Raw genomic sequence first — 20017 nt, forward strand, 5'->3', positions numbered from 1 at the left:
TTACAGGAGGGAGTGATGAAGCAACTGGGGCTGAGTCAGGACACCAACAAGGCCGCAGAGGCGCTGACGGTCGTTCGCGAGCTTCCCTTTGTGGAATTCATCGAACTGCTTGAATTCAGCCACTTGCGCTTTGACCTTCCAAAGCGCGGCTCCACGGCAACCTTGGTCGGTTCTCAGGAGTGGAATCGGCGAATCCAGGATGACGCGGCCGATCCGGGTTCGGTCTATGTCTGCACGACACTCGACGCGCTGCATCACGCCGTGCTGCCCCCGGAAGACGCCGTACTGAAAATCGACATGCCTTCAAAGAGCCGCGTGCGCCTGCGAACGCTTTCACGCCAACGCGTGCGGCCCGCGTCTCAGCCGTGCGTGCGTGTGGATTTGCAGGGACTGATACGGCGCGTTTTGGTGCCCGCCAATGCGCCTGCCCATTTGTTCGACCTGGTCAGGCATGTCGTCATGACGCGTCTCTGGGTGGAAGTTGCGCGGGTCTCGTCCGCTCGGTTCTGAAATCCGGGTCACAAACACTCATCCCTTTTTTACACAGGAACGCCAACGTGACAGAGTCCGGACTGCAAATCATCGCCGCCATTGTTTTTGCGATTGCCTTGCTGCACACCTTTTCCGCGCCGATCTTCCTGCGCCTGGCGCATCGCAGCAAACGTCATGGCGGTCTGCTGCATCTCTTGGGTGAGGTCGAAGTCGTTTTTGGATTTTGGGCGGCGATCCTGCTCATCCTGATGGCGTTGGCCGCGTCGGGCGGCTCGGCGCTGGCGTATGCCGAATCGCGCAACTACACGGAACCGGCTTTCGTATTTGTCGTGATGGTCATCGCGGCCTCGTTGCCGGTGTTGACGGTGGTGATGCGGCTTGTCGAACGCGTGGCGCGGGTCCTGCCCGTTCAGGACCAGACCGCCAAGGCGTGGCTATGCCTGGCGCTGGTCCCGTTGGCGGGATCCCTGGTGACCGAACCGGCCGCCATGACGATTGCGGCCATGATGCTGGCGCCGCAGGTCTTCCATCGCGACATGCCGGAGCGGCTGAAGTACCTGGCGCTGGGTGTCCTGTTCGTGAACATCTCGATTGGCGGCACGCTGACATCCTATGCTGCGCCGCCCGTTCTGATGGTGGCCTCGACCTGGGGGTGGGATAGCGCTTTCATGTTCACCACGTTTGGCTGGAAGGCGGCGCTGGCCGTGCTGGTCAATGCCACGCTCGTGACCGTGTTGCTGCGTCCTTACCTGCGTTCTGGGGATGTGTTGTCGACCAAGAAGGCCGCGGCCCCAATGTCGCCGGTCGTCATCGCCGTGCACTTGTTCTTTTTGGCCGCGGTCGTGTTCACCGCGCACCACCCGATCATCTTCCTGGCGCTGTTCCTGTTCTTCATCGGTTACACGCAGGCTTACAAGGGCAGTCAAAGTCCGCTCATCATCAAAGAGGCGCTGTTGGTCGGCTTCTTTCTTGCAGGGCTGGTGGTGTTGGGCGGCATGCAACAGTGGTGGTTGCAACCCATCGTGAGCGGGCTCGAACCCAACGTGCTGTTTGTGGGCGCATTGGCGCTGACCGCAATCACAGACAACGCCGCGCTGACCTATCTGGGTTCGCTCATTGACGGCATTTCCGGCCAGGCCCAGTACATGCTGGTGGCCGGCGCGGTGGCAGGCGGCGGGTTGACCGTCATCGCCAACGCGCCCAACCCGGCGGGCGTGGCGTTGCTTCGAGGCGGCTTCGCCAATGGCGCCGTCAGCATGCTGGGGTTGTTGTCTGGTGCGCTGGTGCCCACGGCCATTGCCGCTGCGTTCCTCTTTTTTCTTTGAGAAGTCGATTCGGTCCCCTTAGCGAACAAGCCCGCGCAGGGAGGGGCCAAAACGCGCAAAGCCGCACAAGAATGCGCGGCTTTGCCCTTCACATTGTGGCAACCCTTACCCCATCTGCCCATACTTTCCGGCATTGAAGTCCTGGATCGCCTCGACGATCTCCGCTTGCGAGTTCATCACGAACGGCCCATACCCGACCACGGGTTCATCAATCGGCTCCCCGCTCAAGATCAAAAACACCGCGTCGTTATTCGCTTCGACCGTGATGTCTTCTCCCTCTTTGGAGAACAGTGCCAATTGCGCATCCCGCGCGACGGATTCGCCGTTGACCAGCACCGTGCCGCGCAGCATCACGAGCATGCTGTTGCGGCCCGCGGCAACGGGGAAGGTTGCCGTCTTGCCCGCCGCCAGTTTCACGTCCCACACGTCCATCGGCGTGAAGGTCCGGGCGGGACCCGCGTGGCCGGCGTAGTTGCCGGCGATCACGCGTAGCGTGCCGGCGTCGTCAGGCAGGGGCACGACCGGGATGTCTGCGTTCAGAATGCCTTGGTAGCCGGCCGGCGCCTTCTTGTCCTTGGCGGGCAGGTTGACCCAGAGCTGCACCATTTCCAGTTTGCCGCCCGTGCGGGTGAAGGCGTGGGAATGGAATTCCTCGTGCAGGATGCCGGACGCCGCCGTCATCCATTGGACGTCGCCGGGGCCGATGACGCCGCCGTTGCCGGTGGAGTCGCGATGTTCGACTTCGCCGCTGTAGACGATGGTCACGGTCTCGAAGCCGCGGTGCGGGTGCTGGCCGACGCCGCGGGGCTGGCTGGCCGGACCGAATTCGGCGGGGCCGGCGTAGTCCAGCAGCAGGAACGGGCTGGTGTCGCGGCCTTTGTCGTTGTACGAGAACATGGAGCGCACCGGAAATCCGTCGCCCACCCAGTGGGGACGGGGGCTGGCGTGCACGCCGAGGATCTTCTTCATGGTGAGGTTTCCTGTTGCGCGGCCCCTTCGGGGCCGTTCGTCATAGGGAAGAAGATAAGGGCGGATCGGCATTCCCGGTAGTGCTCGTGATTGATAAGCACCGTTCCATGTGGCGAACGATCAATGCGGGCGAGGCGGGCGGGCCAGCGTCGCGGCGGGTATTCTTCCGGGCATGGACAAGATCAGGAATGACATCGCGGCGGCGCGGCGCGAGGCGGTGGTTACGGGATTTGCCCCGGTGGCGGGGGACGGCCCGCGCGTGCTGGTGCTGGGCTCCATGCCGGGCGTGGCGTCGCTGCGGCAGGCGCAGTATTACGCGCATCCGCGCAATGCATTCTGGCCGCTGGCGGCGCAGATCTTCGGGTTCGATGCCGGGCTGGGCTACGACGAGCGGCTGCAGGCACTGCGGGCGAACCGCGTGGCGCTGTGGGATGTGCTGCAGGCTTGCGAACGGCCGGGCAGTCTGGACGCCGATATCCGGGGCGACACGCTGGTGCCGAACGATTTCAACGCCTTCCTGGGCCGATATCCCTCGATCACGCGCATCTGTTTCAACGGCGCGAAGGCCGCAGCGATGTTCCGGCGCCATGCGTTGCCAAACCTGCCTGCGGCCGCCTCAATTCAGTTTTTTGAACTGCCTTCGACCAGCCCCGCGCACGCTTCGGCCAGCTTCGCGCAGAAACTCGCGGCGTGGGCACCGGCGCTGAAGCTTCCGTCCCCCAATTGACACTTATCAAGGCTCTATATAACTCCAAGTGATAAGTTAATTTCCGTAACACCTAAACGTTTCGGAGTTTAACGATGCACACCCCCACCAGTCCCCCGGAAACACCGCTGCCGGGCAAGCGTGGCTTTCTGAAAGGGCTGCTCGGCCTGGGCGCCGCGGCCACCGTCATTCCCATTCATGCCGACGCCGCGCCCCAGCTTAATGGCCAGCCGCCGCGACGGCCCGGCATGGCCGGCAAGCGCTACGGCATGGTTGTCGACATGCGCAAATGCATCGGCTGCCAGTCCTGTACGGTGAGCTGTTCGCTGGAGAACGTGCCGCCCATCGGGCAGTTCCGCACCACCGTCCTGCAATACGAGGTCACGCCCGACGCGGGCGGGCCGTGTTCGATGGTCATGCTGCCGCGCCTGTGCAACCACTGCGACAAGCCGCCCTGTGTGCCGGTCTGCCCGGTGCAGGCGACCTTCCAGCGCGAAGACGGCATCGTGCTGGTCGACAACGCGCGCTGCGTGGGATGCGGTTACTGCGTGCAGGCCTGTCCCTACGATGCGCGCTTCATCAATCACGAGACCCAGACGGCCGACAAGTGCACGTTCTGCGAGCACCGGCTGGAAGCGGGGTTGCTGCCGGCGTGCGTGGAAAGCTGCGTGGGCGGCGCCCGGGTGATCGGGGACATGAACGATCCGGACAGCGCCATTTCGCGGTTGCTGGCCGAACACAAGGCGGACATCAAGGTGCTCAAGCCCGAGATGAAGACCGATCCCCATGTTTTTTACATCGGCCTGCCCGATGCGTTTGTTCACCAGGTCGACGGCCAGGCCGGCGTGCGCCTGGCGGGCGGCCATTGAGCCAAGGAAGGAGACACTCATGCAAATCTCTGAACTGCTCACGCCGGTCTACGACGCTGCCTGGCTGCCTTGGGCCGTGCAGTATTTCTTTCTCATCGGCATCAGCGCCACAACCGCGCTGACCGCCGCCTTCGCGGCTTTCGGCCGGGCCGACTCCGACGCGCGCCGCCTGCTGCCGGCGGCGGTGACGGTGCTGCTGGTCAGCGCCATCGCCGCGCCGGTGTCGCTGTTGGCCGACCTGCACCAGCCCGGCCGCTTCTGGCACTTCTATGCGCACATCACGCCGTGGTCATGGATGTGGCTGGGGGCGTTGCTGCTGCCGGTCTTCGTGACGCTGGCGCTGCTGTTCTGCGCGGTGTGGTGGTGGGGCCGGATGGGGTGGCTGCGGGTGGTGGCGGCGGCGCTGGCGCTGTCGGCGCTGTCCATCCTGGTCTACACCGGCGCCGAGGTGATGGTGCTGCGTTCGCGGCCCTTGTGGCACACCGTGTTCCTGCCGGTGAACTTTGCGCTGACCGCCTGGCTGGGCGCTCTGGGCGCGATGTTCCTGGTGGGCCGCTGGCTGCCCGGCGGACTGCGCGTGCTGCCGGTGGCGATGCTGCGCCGGCTGAGCGTGACCGCGGTCGTGATGATGGCAATGGGCGCGGGTGCGTGGGCATTGCTGGGCCTCTCGGGACTCGATGCGTCTTTCGAGGCGGCGCTGCGGCTTTTCGCGGACTTTCCGATCTGGCGTCTGAGCCTGGCGGGCGCCGTCATCACGGCCTTCTGCATCGTCGCGCTGCTGCAGCGGCCGGCACGCACGCTGGCCGCGCCGCTGCCGTCGGCCGCGTTGGCGCTGACCATGCTGGGCGCGGCGTGGATCTTCCGGTGGGTGGTCTTCATGAGCGTGCAGGGCGTGCCCAAGTACGGTGCGGGGCTGTACCTGTACGACATGCCCTGGGGCAGCGATGGGCTGCTGGGCATGGTGGGCGTGCTGGGGCTGTGCGTGGCGCTGATCACCGTCGTGACCTGGGCCCTGGACATCTACCCCGCGCGCGCACGCGCCGTGGCCGCCTGAGCGCGCGCCGAGACGAAAGCACATGGATAAGAACGCAATGGACAAGCAACACAAAGACGACAAGCCCGGCGCCGCGGACGATGGCCCGGATCTGCCTCGCGACGAGGCCCGCCGCAAGCTCATGGTGCGCGGCGGCCTGGCGGCCGGCGGCATGGCGGCGTTTGCCGCGGGCTACGGCGACACGGTGGTCAAGGCGGTCAAGGGGCTGGCGCAAGGCACGGCCGGCGTGCCGACGGCGCATGCCGTGCGCGGCAACTCGCTGCCGCCGGAGTTCCGCATCGACCCGCTGACCGGTGCGCTCAGCGCCCAGCCGGGGCAGACGGTCAGCCCGTCGAGCTGTCTGGGCTGCTGGACGCAATGCGGCGTGCGGTTGCGCGTGGACACGGCAGAGAACCGCATCCTGCGCGTCGCTGGCAACCCGTATCACCCGCTGGCCACGACGCGGCCCGCGGCCATGGAGACGCCGGTGCGCGAGGTCTACGCGCAGCTGGGCGGCGACAGCGGCCTGGAAGGGCGCGCCACCTCGTGCGCGCGCGGCTCGGCCATGCTGGAACAGATGGACAGCCCGTATCGCGTGCTGCAGCCCTTGAAGCGGGTGGGCAAGCGCGGCGAGGGCAAGTGGCAGACGATCAGCTTCGAGCAATTGGTCGAGGAAGTCTGTGAAGGCGGCGATCTGTTTGGCGAAGGCCACGTGGACGGCCTGCGCGCGATCTACGACCGCGAGACGCCGCTGGACCCCGACAATCCCGAGTACGGCGCGAAGGTGAACCAGTTCCTGTTCACCGACGCCTCCAACGAAGGGCGCACGCCGCTGATCCAGCGCTTTGCGGGGCAGTCCTTCGGCACCGTCAACTTCAGCAATCACGGCTCGTACTGCGGGCAGAGTTTCCGGGTGGGGGCGGGCGCGGCGCTGGGCGACCTGAAGGGCATGCCGCACGGCAAGCCGGACTGGGACAACGCACGCTTCGGGCTCTTCATTGGCGCGGCGCCGGCGCAGGCGGGCAATCCCTTTCAACGTCAGGCCCGTCAGCTGGCCGAGGCGCGCGTGCGCCCGCAGGAATCGGGATTCAGCTACGTGGTGGTGTCGCCCGTGCTGCCGGCCTCGTCCAGCCTGTCGGCGGGATCGGGCAATGAATGGGTGCCCGTCAATCCGGCCAGCGATCTGGCGCTGGCCATGGGGCTGATCCGCTGGATTCTGGACAACGAACGCTTCGACGCGCGCATGCTGGCGCAGCCGGGCCCCGCAGCCATGAAGGCGGCGGGCGAAGCGGCGTGGACCAACGCCACGCATCTGGTGGTGGCCGAACCGGGCCATCCGCGCCTGGGCGCCTTTTTGCGTGGCGCCGATATGGGCTGGGCGCGTCCGGCCGATGCGGACGAGAAATGGGAGGACGTCTACGTCGTGCGTCTGGCGGACGGCACGCTGGCGCCGCACACGACGGCCTCGCCGGCCGCGCTGTTTGTCGACGAGCCGGTCGCCGCGCCCGGGTTGGCGGGTACGCAAGGGGCGCTGCGGGCGCGCACCTCGCTGGACCTGCTGCGCGAAGAAGCGCGCCGCAAGACGCTGGACGAGTACGCCGCGCTCTGCGGCGTGCCGGCAGCGAAAATCGCGTCCCTGGCCGAGCGTTTCACCAGTCACGGCAAGCGCGCCGTGGCCGATGCGCACGGCGGCACCATGAGCGGCGCGGGCTTTTACACCGCCTACGCCATCGCCATGCTCAACACGCTGGTGGGCAACCTGAACGTGGAAGGCGGACTGGTGCTGGATGCCGGGCCGTTTCCGCCTTACGGCGCGGGGCCGCGCTACAACATTGCCGGCTTTGCGAACAAGGCCACGCCCAAGGGCGTGTCGCTGTCGCGCAACCGCTTTCCGTACGAGAAATCCAGCGAATTCAAGCGCAAAAAGGCCGCGGGCCAGCCTGCCTATCCGGCAGCCGCGCCGTGGTATCCGGCGACGGGCGGCCTCAGTTCGGAGATGCTGGCCTCGGCGCTGTCGGGCTATCCGTACCGCGCCAAGGTCTGGTTCAACCATATGAGCAACCCGGTCTACGGCATTGCCGGGTTCAGGCACGTGGCGCTGGAAAAGCTGAAGGACCCGCGCATCCTGCCGCTGGCGGTGTCGATCAACCCCTTCATCAACGAGACCAACGCGCTGGCCGATTACATCGTGCCGGACACGGTCACGTACGAAAGCTGGGGCGTGTCGGCGCCGTGGGCGGACGTGGTGGCCAAGGCCTCGACGGTGCGGTGGCCCACCGTGCAGCCGCGCGTGGCGCGCTCGGCCACGAACGAGCCTGTTTGCCTGGAGACCTTCCTGATCGCGTGCGCCAAACGCCTGGCCATGCCGGGATTCGGCGAGGGCGCGATGTCGGACAAGGAGGGCGCCAAGTACGCGCTGGATACGCCCGAGGACTTTTTCCTGCGCGGGATGGCGAACATCGCGTTTGCCGCGGGACGGCCGGTGCCGCAGGCGAGCGACGACGACATGGCGCTGACCGGCGTCGACCGCTATCGTGACCTGCTGCAAGCCAAGCTCAAGCCTGCCGAATGGCGGCAGGTGGCCATGCTGATGAGCCGCGGCGGGCGATTTGACCGGATGGACGAGGCCTGGACGCAAGAAGGCGGCCAGACGCGCCGCACGCGCGTGGCGCACGCCAAGCCGCTGCAGGTGTGGAGCGAGGAGCTGGCGGGCTTTCGTCATGCGATGACGGGCGAGCGGTACAGCGGCTGTCCCACCTGGTACCCGACCAGGCTGGCGGACGGACGCGACATGCGCGATGCGTATCCACGGCAAGAGTGGCCGTTCCTGCTGAGTTCGTTCAAGTCCAATCTGATGAGCTCGTTGTCGATTGGCGTGAACCGCCTGCGCCAGGTGCATCCGCACAACCCGGTGTCGATCAACCGGCAGGACGGCGAACGGCTGGGCATCCGCAACGGCGATACGGTGCGCATCGTCACGCCGGGCGGGTCGGTGACAGGGCCGGCGTTGCTGCGCGACGGCGTGCAGCCGGGCGCGGTGGGCATCGAGCACGGCTACGGCCACACCGAGCTGGGCGCGCGCGTCCATGTCGTCGATGGCAAACCCATGCCGCATGATCCGGCGCTGGCCGCGGGCGTCAACCTGAACGACCTGGGTTTTGGCGACGCGACGCGGGGCCAGCACGCCAACGTCTGGATCGATTGGGTGTCGGGCGCTGCGGTGCGTCAAGGCCTGCCTGCCCGAATCGAGCGGGTCTGAAGGATGGGGGCCGGCCCGCGTGCGCGGCGGTAAGCGTCAGGGCACGACGGTGTCGGCCACCAGCGCCAGGCCGTCCGCCCGAGGCCCTACATCCGTCAGCACGCCGTTCAGGTCTCCGGGCTGGGCGGCGGCGTTGCCCGAGCGGCTGACGCGAATCTCCACACGCACCTTGCCGGCCTTGGACAGCGTGGCGTCCGGCGACATGGCGGTGCTGTCGTCCAGCACGAAGGCCCGCGGCAGGTCCGCGGCCTGCATCTTCAGGATGGCGACGGGCATGCGCGATCCTGTCATGGGGCGCGCCAGGATGAAAACGGTGTCGGTCGGGCGGACCTGATCGCGCAGGGCGTCGGCGATCCGCGCCTGGCCGGCGAGCCGGGCGGTCGTGACCGAAGCGCCGGCGGAAGGGGCGGGCGCCGTTGCGTCGCGCGCCGCTGCGCCGGGCGCCGCCCTGCCGCTTGCCGCCATGGCGCGCGCCTGCGCGATGTTCGTCTGTATCTGCCGCGTGGCCTCGGAGTCCGGGGGCAGCAGCGCGCGCAGCCGTTCCCAGTGCGTCAGCGCGTCGGCGGCGTCGCCGCGGCGCAGCGCCATCATGCCGGCCAGCGCCAGGGCCTTGGGCTGGTCGGCATCGGCCTGAAGCGCTTGCGCGACGGCGGCAATGGAGGTCTCGTCTGGCTGTCCCTGCCGCGCCGACAGCAGCGCGTCGGCCAGATCGGCCAGCACGGCGGGTTGGCCGGGGACCAGTCGCAGCACTTCCTGATACGCGGCGACGGCGTCGTTGTAGCGGCCCAGCGTTTCGTAGGAACGCGCCAGCATGTACCAGCCGTCGGCGTCATCGGGCGCGGCGCGCAGGCGCTGGGCCAGCGCGTTGATCGCCAGCGCCATGTCGTTGTCCGCCGCCTGCGCATGCGGCTCGGGCGCCTGCGACAAGGCGACGGTGGCGGCCGCGCGTGGATTGCCGAGCTGGCCGTACAGCAGCACCGCGGCCACCGGAACGGCCACCGTCAGCACGCAGGCCGCGGCCAGGCCGGCGCGCTGACCGCCCAGCCTCGCGCGCGGATCGCGGCGCATCGCCAGATCCTGCAGCAGGTCGCGCTGCAGCTCTTCGTCAGCCCGGGCGTGCGCCTGCGGGGTGAGGGCGCCGTTGGCGAGATCGCGGCGCAGTTGTTCGCGCTGCGCAAGGTAGAAGGCGCGCACGCTGGCGTCCGCCGCGGTCTCCGCGGCCGGCGTGCGGCGCAGCAGCGGCGGCACCAGACAGAGCAGGGTGGCCAAGAGCAGGGCCAGGACGATGAGCCAGAGCGTGGTCATGAGCCGGAATCCAGGAAGCGGGCGGCGCGGGCGCGTTCATCCGCAGTCAGCGGCGCACGCACGCCCGCGCGCCGCTTGAGCGTACGCACCAGCACTAGAAAGCCCAGCGCCAGCAGCGCGAAGGGGCCCAGCCAGAGCAGCCAGGTGACCGGCTTGAACGGCGGGTTGTAGCGCACGAAGTCGCCGTAACGGTCTTCGAAAAAGCGCATGATCTGCGCGTCGGTCTTGCCGTCGGCAAGCTGGCCGCGAATGAGGTTGCGCATGTCCTGCGCCAGCGGCGCATTGGATTCGGCCAGGGTCTGGTTCTGGCAGACCAGGCAGCGCAATCCATGCGCCAGCTTGTCTGCGCGCTGCTCCTGTTCGGCCGACAGCACGGCGGCGGGCGCGGCGTTGGGCGCGGGCGCGGCAAGCAGCGCGGCGGGCAGCAGCAGAAGGCTTAGCACTAGCGGCAGAAGCAGGCGGTGCAGACAGGGCGCGGCGGTCATTGCAGCGCCTCGATGACAGGTTGCAGGCGGGTGCGCCATAGCTCCGGCGTGATGAGGCCCAGGTGCTTGTAGCGGATGCGCCCGTCGCCGTCGATCACGAAGGTCTCGGGCACGCCATAGACGCCGTATTCGATGCCCACGCGCCCGTCGACGTCGCTGGCGGACGCTAGGTACGGATTGCCATTGCGCGCCAGCCATTGGCGCGCCTCGTTAGGCTTGTCCTTGTAATTCAGCCCGTAAAGCGCGATGCCGTGGCGCTGCGCAGCCTCGCGCAGCACGGGCAGCTCGTCCTTGCAGGGGCCGCACCAGGACGCCCACACATTCAGCAGCCACACCTTGCCGCGCTGCGACTCCACGTCCAGCGTCTTGCCGGGCTCCAGCAGGTCGGGCAGGCCGATGGCGGGCGCGGGTTTGTCGATCATCGCGGAAGGCACCGCGCGCGGATCGCGCGACAGCCCCTTCGCCAGGAACACGGCCATCGTCAGAAAGATCGCAAGCGGCAGCAGGTAGCGCAGCATCAATAGCCCTCCCGCGCCGCGCGGGCGGTCTCGGGCAGGCCGGCCTGCGCTGCCCGCTGTGCCTCTGCCTTGGTCTGCGCTTGCTGCGCACGCCGGTAGCGGCCGTCGCCCGCCGCCAGCAGGCCACCCAGCGCCATCAGGATGCAGCCGGTCCAGATCCAGGTCATGAAGGGCTTGACCTGGATGCGCACGGTCCAGGCGTTGTCGGCAACCGGTTCGCCCAGCGCCACGAAGAGGTCGCGGGTGAAGCCGCTGTCGATGTCGGCCTGGCTGAGCGCCATGTCCTGCACCGTGTAGTGGCGCTTTTCGGGATACAGCGTCACCACCGGCTTGCCGTCCCGCACGACGTGAAATACCGCGCGCTGCGCGGTGTAGTTGGGGCCGGAGGCCGGGCCGATGCCGGCAAACGTGAACTGATAGCCGCCGGCTTCCTGCGTGGCGCCCACGTCCACGCGCAGCTCGCGCTTGTCCTCGTAGCCGTTGGCAAGCGTGACGCCGGCGATGAAGATGCCCACGCCCACGTGCGCCAGCAGCATCCCGTACCAGGAGCGCGGCTGGCGCGTAAGGCGCCGCAGCACCTCGCCGTCGCCATCCATCAGGCGCTGGCGCGCGTGCGCCGCGGCGCTGGCGACAGACCAGGCGGCGAGCCACAGGCCCAGCACGATCATCGGCGAACCAAAGCGCGATGGCCCGGGCATTGCCAGCGGCACCAGCACCGCCGTCAGCACGCTGACCACGAAGGCCACGCACAGGCGTTTGCCCAGCTCCGGCACCTCGGCCTGTTTCCAGCGCGCGACGGGTCCCACCCCCATCAGGAAGATCGCGGGTGTCATCAGCGGCACGAACACGGCTTCGAAGTAGGGCGGCCCGATGGAGATCTTGCCCCACTCCATCACGTCCAGCACGACGGGGTACAGCGTGCCCAGCAGAACCGAACCCGCCGCGACCGTCAGCACCACATTGTTGGACAGCAGCAGCGATTCACGCGACAGCAGCGAAAAGCCGCCGCCCAGCCCGACGGTGGGCGCGCGCCAGGCATACAGGGCAAGCGAGCCGCCCACGATCAACGTCATGAACGCGAGGATGTACAGGCCCCGGCCCGGGTCCACCGCAAATGCGTGGACCGAAGTCAGCACACCCGAGCGGACCAGGAACGTGCCCAGGATGCTGAGCGAAAACGTGCAGATGGCCAGCAGCACCGTCCAGCTTCGGAATGCGCCCCGCCGCTCGGTCACGATCAGCGAATGGATGAGTGCGGTGCCCGCCAGCCACGGCATGAACGACGCGTTCTCGACCGGATCCCAGAACCACCAGCCGCCCCACCCGAGCACGTAGTACGCCCACGCGCTGCCCAGCAGGATGCCGATGGTCAGGAACGTCCACGCGGCCAGCGTCCACGGCCGCACCCAGCGCGCCCACATCGCGTCCAGCTCGCCCGACAGGAGCGCCGCAATGGCAAAGGCGAACGCCACCGAGAACCCCACGTAACCCATGTACAGCATGGGCGGGTGCACGATCATGCCGGGGTCCTGCAGCAGCGGGTTCAGGTCGCGGCCCGCCATGGCGGGCGGGATCAGGCGCTCGAACGGATTGGACAGGAACAGCATGAACAGCAGGAAGCCCACGCTGATCCAGCCCATCACCGCCAGCACCCGGCCGACGAAAGGCAAGGGCAGGCGCTTGCTGCACAGCGCTACGGCAAGCGTCCACGCGGTCAGCAGATACAGCCACAGCAGCAGCGACCCCTCGTGTCCGCCCCATACCGCCGCGAAGCGGTAGCCGGCCGGCAGGTCGGCATGGGAATTCGCGGCCACATACAACACCGAAAAATCGTTGTGGACGAACGACCACGCCAGGCAGGCGAAGGCCAGCGTCGTCAGGCCGAACTGGCCAATGGCGGCGGGCCTGGCCACGCGCAATCCGGCCTGCCAGCCGGTGGCCGCGCCGATGAGCGGCAGGGTGCCTTGCGCCACCGCGACCAGCAGCGCGAGGATCAGGCAGAAAAGACCGATTTCGGGGATCATCGCGCCTCCGCCTTGAGGGCCGGGGCATAGCCTGCCGCACCCTGCGCGCGTTGCTCCGCCTTCTTGATCGCGTCGGCGGCTTCGGGCGGCATGTAGTTTTCGTCGTGCTTGGCAAGTACCTCGGTCGCGCGGAACACGCCGTCCGTGCCCATCTTGCCGGCCACCACCACGCCCTTGCCCTCGCGGAACAGGTCGGGGAGCAGGCCCTGGTAGGTGACAGGCACGGCGTGGGCGGTGTCCGTCACCGCGAAACGCAGCGTCAGGCCGTCGGCGTCGCGGCGCAGCGAGCCTTGTTCGACCAGGCCGCCCACGCGGAAGCTACCGCTGGCGGGCGCCTCGTGCGCCACCACCTGCGTCGGGCTGAAGAAGAACACCAGGTTCGATTGCAGCGCGTTGAGCACCAGCGCGGTGGCCAGGCCCAACAGGCCAAGGCCGCCCACGATGGCGAGCGCACGGCGTTTGCGCGGGGTCATCGGCGTGGCCCTCCCGGTCGGCGCGCGCGGCGCGCGCGCCGCCACAGCGCCAGCACTTCCCATGCCATCAGCGCGATCGTGACGCCATAGGCGCCCATCAGGTAGGGTCCGTGGCCCTGCAGCGAAAAAAACGTATCCCAGTTCATGGCGCCTCCGACCGCGTACCGCGTTGCGCGCCGCCAGCCGCCGCGCTGTCCGGCGAACCGGCCGCCGGCGTGCCACCCGATAGCACGGCGCCCGGCTCGCGCTCCGCAATGATTCCGCGCACGCGCGCCAGCGCGACCGCCGCGCTGTAAAGCCAGAAGGCAGCCACCATCAGCAGCATGGCGGTCACCATGACGCGCGCCATGCTGGGGGCCGAAGTCAGGTTGATCGAGGCGCCCTGGTGCAGCGTGCTCCACCATTGCACCGAGAAATAAATGATCGGCACGTTCACCACGCCCGCCAGCAGCAGGATCGCGCCGCCGCGGTCCGCGCGCTGCGTGTCGTCGGTGGCGGCCTGCAGGGCCATGAAGCCCAGGTACAGGAACAGCAGAATCAGCTCGGACGTAAGCCGGGCGTCCCACACCCACCACGTGCCCCAGGTCGGCTTGCCCCACAGCGCGCCGGTCCACAGCGTCAGGAAGGTAAAGAGCGCGCCCGTGGGCGCCAGCGCGCGCATCATCATGAACGACAGGCGCGTATTGAAGATGAGGCCCAGCGCCGCATAGCCCGCCATCACCAGATACAGGAACATCGACATCCAGGCCGCGGCCACATGGATGAAGAGGATGCGGTAGACCTCGCCCTGCTGGCTGTCGATGGGCGCGACCACGAGGCCCGTGTACAAGCCGGCCGCGGCAAGCAGGGCGGCGCCCGCCGCGAAGAACGGAATCATCCGCCCGGCCAGCGGATAGAACAGCGCGGGCGACGCATAGCGCATCCAGCTAGACCGCGCGGCAGCGGGGCGGGGAGCGTCGAAGGTGGAGGGATTGTGCATGGATAACCTCAGTCCAGCGCCACGCGCAGCGCCGCCGATGCGCCCCAGGGGCAGAGCAGGATCGCCAGGCAAAGGCCCGCGCCCAGCAGCGACAGCTGCGGTCCCGCGCCCAGCCCGGCGTGCGTGGCCGTCACGGCGCCCGCGCCAAAGATCAGCACCGGCACATACAGCGGCAGCACCAGGAGCGGCAGCAGTGCGCCGCCGCGCAGTCCCAGCGTCAGCGCCGCGCCCAGGCCCCCCACCAGCGCCAGCGTCGGCGTGCCCAGCAGCAGGGACAGCACCAGGATGCCGATGGCGTGCGGCGGCAGGCCGAATTGCAACGCCAGCACCGGGCTGGCAAGAATCAGCGGCACGCAGGTGCTGAACCAGTGCGCGCCCAGCTTCACGCCCACCAGCATGGGCAGCGGATGCGGCGACACCAGCAGCTGCTCCAGTGCGCCGTTGTCGTAGTCTTGCGCAAATGGGCGATTGAGGCTGAGCAGGATGCCCAGGAGCGCGCACACCCACAGCACGCCGGGCCCGATTGCCAGCAGCAGCACGGGATCGGGCCCCACCGCCAGCGGGAATAGCGACCCCGTGACGATGAAGAACAGCGTCGCGCCCAGCGTGTCGGCCGGTCGACGCCAGGCCAGCCGGACTTCACGCAGTGCCAACTGAGACAACGTTGCCAGCATCCGCGTAGTCATCCATGTTCAGGGTTTGGGTGTGTTTGGCAGGGGTTGCCGGTCCGCGATGCGAGGCGACGACGGCCGCGCCGCCCGCGGCCAGATGGGCGGCAAGCGCTTCGCCCAACTGGTCCAGGCTGGCCGCATCCAGACCGGCGTCGGGTTCGTCCAGCAGCCACAGCGGCTTGGCGCCCAGCACCACGCCGGCCAGCGCCAGGCGGCGGCTCTGGCCTTGCGACAGGCGGGCGGCCGGCGTGTGCAGGCAGCCGCCCAGCCTCCACGTTTGCAGGCAGGCAGCGATCGCGTCGTCGCCATGCGGCGTGCCGGCCACGTGCAGCGCGCAGCGCAGGTTTTCCAGTGCGGTCAGGTCGCCCGACAGGCCGTTGCCGTGTCCCAGATAGGCCGTGCGCGCAAAGTGCGCCGCCGGATCGCGGCGGATATCGCCGCCCCAGCCGATGACGGCGCCGTCCAGAGGCCGCAAGAGGCCCGCCAGCATCCGCAGCAGACTGGTCTTGCCGCTGCCATTGGCGCCCTGCACGTGCAGCAGCTGACCGGCATGCACGTCGAAATCCAGCGGCGCAGACCCTTCGGGCGCCCCGCGCCGGCTGACCAGCCCGCGCGCGCTCAGCATCGGCGGCGGTGCGTCAGCGGGCCGCATTGGCGACCTCTTTGGACGCCCTGGCCGGCGGCGTCGCTTCAGAGGTCTGGCCAGGCGGTATGTGCGGCAGCGTGTGGGCGATGCCTTTGTGGCAGTCGATGCAGGTCTTGGAGCGGTCGGCCAGGTAGGTCGAGTGCATGTTCTGTGCGCGCACGCTCTGGCGGGTGAAATCCATGTACTCGTAGTTGTGGCAGTTGCGGCATTCCAGCGAGTCGTTCGCCTTGAAGCGCGCCCACTCGTGCTGCGCCAGCTCCAGCCGCTTGTCCACGAACTTCTCGCGCGTGTCGATGGTGCCGAAGATCTTGCCCCAGACTTCCTTGGACGCCTGCATCTTGCGGGCGATCTTGTCGGTCCAGTTGTGTGGCACGTGGCAATCCGAGCACAGCGCCCGCACGCCCGAGCGGTTGGTGAAGTGGATCGTGCCCTTCAATTCCGCGTACACGTTGTCGCGCATTTCATGGCAGCCGGTGCAGAATTTCTCGGTGTTCGTCAGCTCCATGGCGGTGTTGAACGCGCCCCAGAACAGGATGCCGCCGATGAATCCGCCCACGGTCAGAAAGCCCAGGCTGAAGTGCACGCTGGGCCGGCGGATGATGTTCCAGTAACGCTTGATGAGCTTGACCATGACGGGCTCCTGTCCCTCACTTCTTGTCGGGCGCCGGGGCGGAGAGGCGCTTGAGGATCACGTCGATGTCCTGGAAGTTGTTGGGGACCAGCGGCTTGGCCTCCGTTTGCGGAACGTGGCACTGCAGGCAGAAGTAGCGGCGCGGCGACACTTCGGCCAGCACGTTGCTGTCACGGTCCATGTAGTGCGTCACGCTCAGCGGCACCGCCTGCGTCTGCTCAGTGTTGACACGGGCGTGACAGGCCAGGCAGCGGTTGAAGTTCTTGTCGATCTGGTAGCCGTCGATCTTGTGCGGAATGGTCGGCGGCTGCATCGAGTAAGTGCGCATGCGCCGCACGTCGCGGTTTTCAACCGGGGGCATCAGGGGCGGCGTGGCCGATTCGGTCAGCGGCGTCGGCCCCCGCATCGGATCGACCATCGGGTCGGGCGGCGCGGCCCACGCGTTGGAACCGATCAGAAAGACGATGGCGATCGAAGTGGCGCGAATGTTCATGAGCGTCTCCGTCGGCCGTCAAGCCTTGGTGATCTTGACCGCGCACTTCTTGAAGTCGGTCTGGAACGAGATCGGATCGGTGGCGTCGAGCGTGACCTTGTTGATCAATTGGCCGGCATCGAACCAGGGCACGAACACCAGGCCGCGCGGCGGCTTGTTGCGTCCGCGCGTTTCCACACGGGTCTGCATCTTGCCGCGCCGCGACGCGATCTCCACCAGTACGCCGCGCCGCAGACCCATGGCCTGCGCGTCATCCGGGTGCATGAAGCAGACCGCGTCGGGGAAGGCGCGATACAACTCCGGCACGCGCCGCGTCATCGAGCCGGAGTGCCAGTGCTCCAGCACGCGGCCGGTGGACAGCCAGAAGGGATATTCCTCGTCCGGCACCTCGGGCGGCGGCTCGTAGGGCAGGGCATAGATGTTGGCCTTGCCGTCCGGGTTGCCATAAAAATTGAAGCCGGAGCCGACCTTTACGTACGGGTCCGCCTTCTCGCGGTAACGCCAGCGCGTCTCGACCCCGTCCACGACGGGCCAGCGCAGCCCGCGCACCTGGTGATAGGTGTCAAAGGGCGCCAGGTCGTGGCCATGGCCGCGGCCGAACTCGGCGTATTCCTCGAAGAGCCCCTTCTGCACGTAGAAGCCGAACGCCTTTGCCTCGTCGTTGGCGTACTCCGGGTCAAGCTCCGTGTTCGGAAACTTGTTGACCTTGCCGTTCTCGAACAGTACCTGAAAAAGCGTCTTGCCTCGAAGTTCGGGCTTTTTGGCCAGCAGGTCCGCAGGCCAGACCTCGTCTGTGGTGAAGCGCTTCGAAAACTCCATCAATTGCCACAGATCCGACCGCGCGCCGCTGGGCGCGTTGACCAACTGGTGCCAGAACTGCGTGCGGCGCTCGGCGTTGCCGTAGGCGCCTTCCTTCTCGACCCACATCGCGGTGGGCAGAACCAGATCCGCCGATATCGTCGTGACCGTCGGGTAGGCGTCGGACACCACGATGAAATTGGCGGGGTTGCGGTAGCCGGGGTAGCCTTCGTTCAACATGTTGGCCGCGGCCTGCATGTTGTTGTTGACCATCACCCAGTAGGCGTTGATGGTGCCGTCCTTCAACATCCGGTTCTGCAAGACCGCGTGGGCGCCGACCTTTTCGGGGATGGTCCCGTCGGGCAGCCCCCAGACTTCTTCGGCGCGCGCCCGGTGCTTGGGGTTGGTCACGACCAGGTCCGCGGGCAGGCGGTGCGAGAACGTGCCCACCTCGCGCGCCGTGCCACAGGCCGACGGCTGGCCCGTCAGCGAAAAAGGGCTGTTCCCCGGGGTGGAGATCTTGCCCGTCAGCAAATGGATGTTGTAGACCAGATTGTTCGCCCACACGCCGCGGGTGTGCTGGTTAAAGCCCATGGTCCAGAACGACATGACCCGGATCTTCGGGTCGGCGTACAGCTCGGCCAGCGCTTCCAGATTGCGCGCCGGCACGCCGGTCAGCTTGGCGGTGTATTCCAGGTCGTACTTGGAGACGAACTTCGCGTACTCATCGAAGGTGATCGGGCGCGACCCGCCGGCATTGTTGGCGTTCTTGGCGGCCTTTTGCAGCGGGTGCTCCGGACGCAGGCCATAACCGATGTCGGTATTGCCCTCCAGGAACCGGGTGTGCTCGTCGACGAACTCGCGGTTGACGCGCTTGGTCTTGATGATGTGGTTGGCGATGTAGTTCAGGATCGCCAGGTCGGTCTGCGGCGTGAACGTCAGCGACACGTCGGCCAGTTCATACGACCGGTTCTCGAAGGTGGACAGCACCACCACTTTGGTATTGGGCTTGCTCAGCCGCCTGTCGGTCACCCGCGTCCACAGGATGGGGTGCATTTCGGCCATGTTGGCGCCCCACAGCACGAAGGCGTCGGCGCTTTCAATGTCGTCATAACAGCCCATCGGCTCGTCGGCGCCAAAGGTGCGGATGAAGCCCACCGCCGCCGACGCCATGCAGTGGCGCGCGTTCGGGTCGAGGTTGTTGGTGCGGAACCCCGCCTTCATCAGCTTGAGCGCGGCATAGCCTTCCCAGATGGTCCATTGGCCCGAGCCGAACATGCCGACGGCTTCGGGGCCTTTGTCCTTGAGCACGCGCTTGAACTGTTCGGCCATGACGTCAAACGCCTGATCCCACGAGACCGGGGCCAGTTCGCCATCCTTGGCGTACTTGCCGTCCTTCATGCGCAACAGCGGCGAGGTCAGCCGGTCGTTGCCGTACATGATCTTGGACAGGAAATAGCCCTTGACGCAGTTCAGGCCGCGATTGACCTCGGCGTTGAAGTCGCCGTGCGTTGCCACCACCTGATTGTCCTTCACCGCGACGTTCACGCCGCAGCCGGTCCCGCAGAACCTACAGGGCGCCTTCGACCACTTCAGCTTGGCCGCTTCCGACTCGGTCACGATGTTCTGCGTGTAGCCCACGATGGGGATGCCGGCTACCGTGGCGGCAGCGGCGGCGGCAGATTGCTTGATGAACTCTCTACGAGCCATGGACATCGTCAATCTCCTCATTCATCGCGGCAAGCGTGTCGGAATGCTGATACACCAACGCCGAGGCCAGTACGCCATCCAGCCGCTGGATCTGCGCGATGCGTGCAAGCATGTCTTCGGTAGAGGGGGCTTCCAGCGTGACCACCAGCTTGCCGGTCTCGGAAGCGCCGTGGATTTCGCCGCCGTCGATCGCGAGGATCGCGCCGCGTACATCGGCCAGCCGGCGCGGGGCGGCATGCACCACCATGCTGGCGATGTGCAGCTCGGGCGCCGCGCTACAGGACGCGGGGGCGGGCCGATTGTCGGGGGAAGGGGGGAGGGCGGTTGTCATCAGCTTCCCGGGGGGCCTGCAAACATCTGGTAGATCCAGACTGCAAAACCGTACCCAGCCACGATGACCACTGCCAGCACCGGAGCCATGACTGCCGCCAGGAACAGGAAACTTCGGAATTCCTGGGCTTTTGTGTAGCCATCTGATTCGTCTTGCACACACCACCTCGCTGCGAAAGCTTGTAGGGGTATTGCGTCAAACGTACTGATGCGAAAGTTTGTAGCAGATGAGTTTGCGCCGCGTCAATGTTGCAACACAGCGAAATAATCGAGAAGTTAACGCGGACTGTTTACGCTGCGA

21 protein-coding genes are annotated in these 20017 nt (G+C 67.1%); 6 read left to right on the top strand and 15 right to left on the bottom strand.

Annotated elements, in window-relative coordinates; all coding sequences use genetic code 11:
- The first annotated feature begins 15 nt into the window (after positions 1-15).
- Together HV786_RS10500 and HV786_RS10505 are read left to right on the top strand one after the other, a co-directional pair.
- On the top strand, positions 16-510 hold the full coding sequence (locus tag HV786_RS10500) for a hypothetical protein (RefSeq protein WP_128828031.1): 495 nt from the start codon (positions 16-18) through the stop codon (positions 508-510).
- A 47-nt stretch (positions 511-557) separates the two neighbouring features.
- Positions 558-1817, top strand: coding sequence for a putative Na+/H+ antiporter (locus HV786_RS10505; RefSeq protein WP_128828032.1), 1260 nt, complete (start codon positions 558-560; stop codon positions 1815-1817).
- A 105-nt stretch (positions 1818-1922) separates the two neighbouring features.
- Here HV786_RS10505 and HV786_RS10510 read toward each other — a convergent pair whose 3' ends face one another.
- The gene (locus tag HV786_RS10510) at positions 1923-2786 is read right to left on the bottom strand and encodes a pirin family protein (RefSeq protein ID WP_128828033.1); all 864 of its coding nucleotides are present in this window, start codon (positions 2784-2786) and stop codon (positions 1923-1925) included.
- A gap of 172 nt (positions 2787-2958) precedes the next feature.
- Here HV786_RS10510 and HV786_RS10515 point away from each other — a divergent pair, with 172 nt between their 5' ends.
- The 4 genes from HV786_RS10515 to HV786_RS10530 all read left to right on the top strand — a co-directional run bounded on the left by HV786_RS10515 (position 2959) and on the right by HV786_RS10530 (position 8653).
- Positions 2959-3513: a DNA-deoxyinosine glycosylase gene (locus HV786_RS10515; protein WP_128828405.1), complete on the top strand. Its 555-nt coding sequence runs from the start codon at positions 2959-2961 to the stop codon at positions 3511-3513.
- Between the two features lie 74 nt (positions 3514-3587).
- The gene (dsrO, locus tag HV786_RS10520; RefSeq protein WP_128828034.1) at positions 3588-4361 is read left to right on the top strand and encodes a sulfate reduction electron transfer complex DsrMKJOP subunit DsrO; all 774 of its coding nucleotides are present in this window, start codon (positions 3588-3590) and stop codon (positions 4359-4361) included.
- Positions 4362-4380: 19 nt separating this feature from the next.
- A complete protein-coding gene (nrfD, locus tag HV786_RS10525; RefSeq protein WP_175210777.1) occupies positions 4381-5415 on the top strand; it encodes an NrfD/PsrC family molybdoenzyme membrane anchor subunit in 1035 nt (344 codons plus the stop codon).
- Positions 5416-5452: 37 nt separating this feature from the next.
- Positions 5453-8653, top strand: coding sequence for a tetrathionate reductase subunit A (locus HV786_RS10530; RefSeq protein WP_420809637.1), 3201 nt, complete (start codon positions 5453-5455; stop codon positions 8651-8653).
- Between the two features lie 36 nt (positions 8654-8689).
- Here the strand turns inward: HV786_RS10530 and ccmI are convergent, their stop codons facing one another.
- Genes ccmI through napE form a run of 14 tightly spaced genes read right to left on the bottom strand, consistent with a single transcriptional unit; the run spans position 8690 to position 19875 of the window.
- Positions 8690-9958: a c-type cytochrome biogenesis protein CcmI gene (gene ccmI / locus HV786_RS10535; RefSeq protein ID WP_175210779.1), complete on the bottom strand. Its 1269-nt coding sequence runs from the start codon at positions 9956-9958 to the stop codon at positions 8690-8692.
- A complete protein-coding gene (locus HV786_RS10540; protein ID WP_128828035.1) occupies positions 9955-10443 on the bottom strand; it encodes a cytochrome c-type biogenesis protein in 489 nt (162 codons plus the stop codon). The genes ccmI and HV786_RS10540 overlap by 4 nt, the downstream gene beginning before the upstream one ends.
- Complete coding sequence (locus tag HV786_RS10545) at positions 10440-10961, bottom strand: DsbE family thiol:disulfide interchange protein (RefSeq protein WP_128828036.1); 522 nt, start codon at positions 10959-10961, stop codon at positions 10440-10442. Before HV786_RS10545 ends, HV786_RS10540 begins: the two co-directional genes overlap by 4 nt.
- The gene (locus HV786_RS10550; RefSeq protein WP_128828037.1) at positions 10961-12985 is read right to left on the bottom strand and encodes a heme lyase CcmF/NrfE family subunit; all 2025 of its coding nucleotides are present in this window, start codon (positions 12983-12985) and stop codon (positions 10961-10963) included. Before HV786_RS10550 ends, HV786_RS10545 begins: the two co-directional genes overlap by 1 nt.
- Positions 12982-13458 carry a cytochrome c maturation protein CcmE gene (ccmE, locus tag HV786_RS10555; RefSeq protein WP_128828038.1) on the bottom strand — a complete coding sequence of 159 codons (477 nt, stop codon included), beginning with the start codon at positions 13456-13458 and terminating at the stop codon, positions 12982-12984. Before ccmE ends, HV786_RS10550 begins: the two co-directional genes overlap by 4 nt.
- On the bottom strand, positions 13455-13604 hold the full coding sequence (ccmD, locus tag HV786_RS10560; RefSeq protein ID WP_056316183.1) for a heme exporter protein CcmD: 150 nt from the start codon (positions 13602-13604) through the stop codon (positions 13455-13457). The genes ccmE and ccmD overlap by 4 nt, the downstream gene beginning before the upstream one ends.
- Positions 13601-14437, bottom strand: a complete 837-nt coding sequence (gene ccmC / locus HV786_RS10565; protein ID WP_254599472.1) for a heme ABC transporter permease CcmC — start codon at positions 14435-14437, stop codon at positions 13601-13603. Before ccmC ends, ccmD begins: the two co-directional genes overlap by 4 nt.
- Before the next feature lie 8 nt (positions 14438-14445).
- Complete coding sequence (ccmB, locus tag HV786_RS10570; protein WP_056316187.1) at positions 14446-15111, bottom strand: heme exporter protein CcmB; 666 nt, start codon at positions 15109-15111, stop codon at positions 14446-14448.
- Positions 15077-15760: a heme ABC exporter ATP-binding protein CcmA gene (gene ccmA / locus HV786_RS10575; protein ID WP_175210781.1), complete on the bottom strand. Its 684-nt coding sequence runs from the start codon at positions 15758-15760 to the stop codon at positions 15077-15079. Before ccmA ends, ccmB begins: the two co-directional genes overlap by 35 nt.
- Complete coding sequence (locus HV786_RS10580; RefSeq protein WP_056316193.1) at positions 15747-16385, bottom strand: cytochrome c3 family protein; 639 nt, start codon at positions 16383-16385, stop codon at positions 15747-15749. Before HV786_RS10580 ends, ccmA begins: the two co-directional genes overlap by 14 nt.
- Before the next feature lie 16 nt (positions 16386-16401).
- A complete protein-coding gene (locus HV786_RS10585) occupies positions 16402-16878 on the bottom strand; it encodes a nitrate reductase cytochrome c-type subunit (RefSeq protein WP_062841791.1) in 477 nt (158 codons plus the stop codon).
- An 18-nt stretch (positions 16879-16896) separates the two neighbouring features.
- Positions 16897-19392, bottom strand: a complete 2496-nt coding sequence (gene napA / locus HV786_RS10590; protein WP_056316199.1) for a periplasmic nitrate reductase subunit alpha — start codon at positions 19390-19392, stop codon at positions 16897-16899.
- Positions 19376-19717, bottom strand: coding sequence for a chaperone NapD (locus HV786_RS10595; RefSeq protein WP_128828039.1), 342 nt, complete (start codon positions 19715-19717; stop codon positions 19376-19378). The genes napA and HV786_RS10595 overlap by 17 nt, the downstream gene beginning before the upstream one ends.
- Positions 19717-19875 carry a periplasmic nitrate reductase, NapE protein gene (napE, locus tag HV786_RS10600; RefSeq protein WP_056316205.1) on the bottom strand — a complete coding sequence of 53 codons (159 nt, stop codon included), beginning with the start codon at positions 19873-19875 and terminating at the stop codon, positions 19717-19719. The genes HV786_RS10595 and napE overlap by 1 nt, the downstream gene beginning before the upstream one ends.
- Positions 19876-20017: the final 142 nt, after the last annotated feature.

The sequence above is a fragment of the Achromobacter mucicolens genome (assembly GCF_902859725.1).
Taxonomy (GTDB): domain Bacteria; phylum Pseudomonadota; class Gammaproteobacteria; order Burkholderiales; family Burkholderiaceae_B; genus Achromobacter; species Achromobacter mucicolens.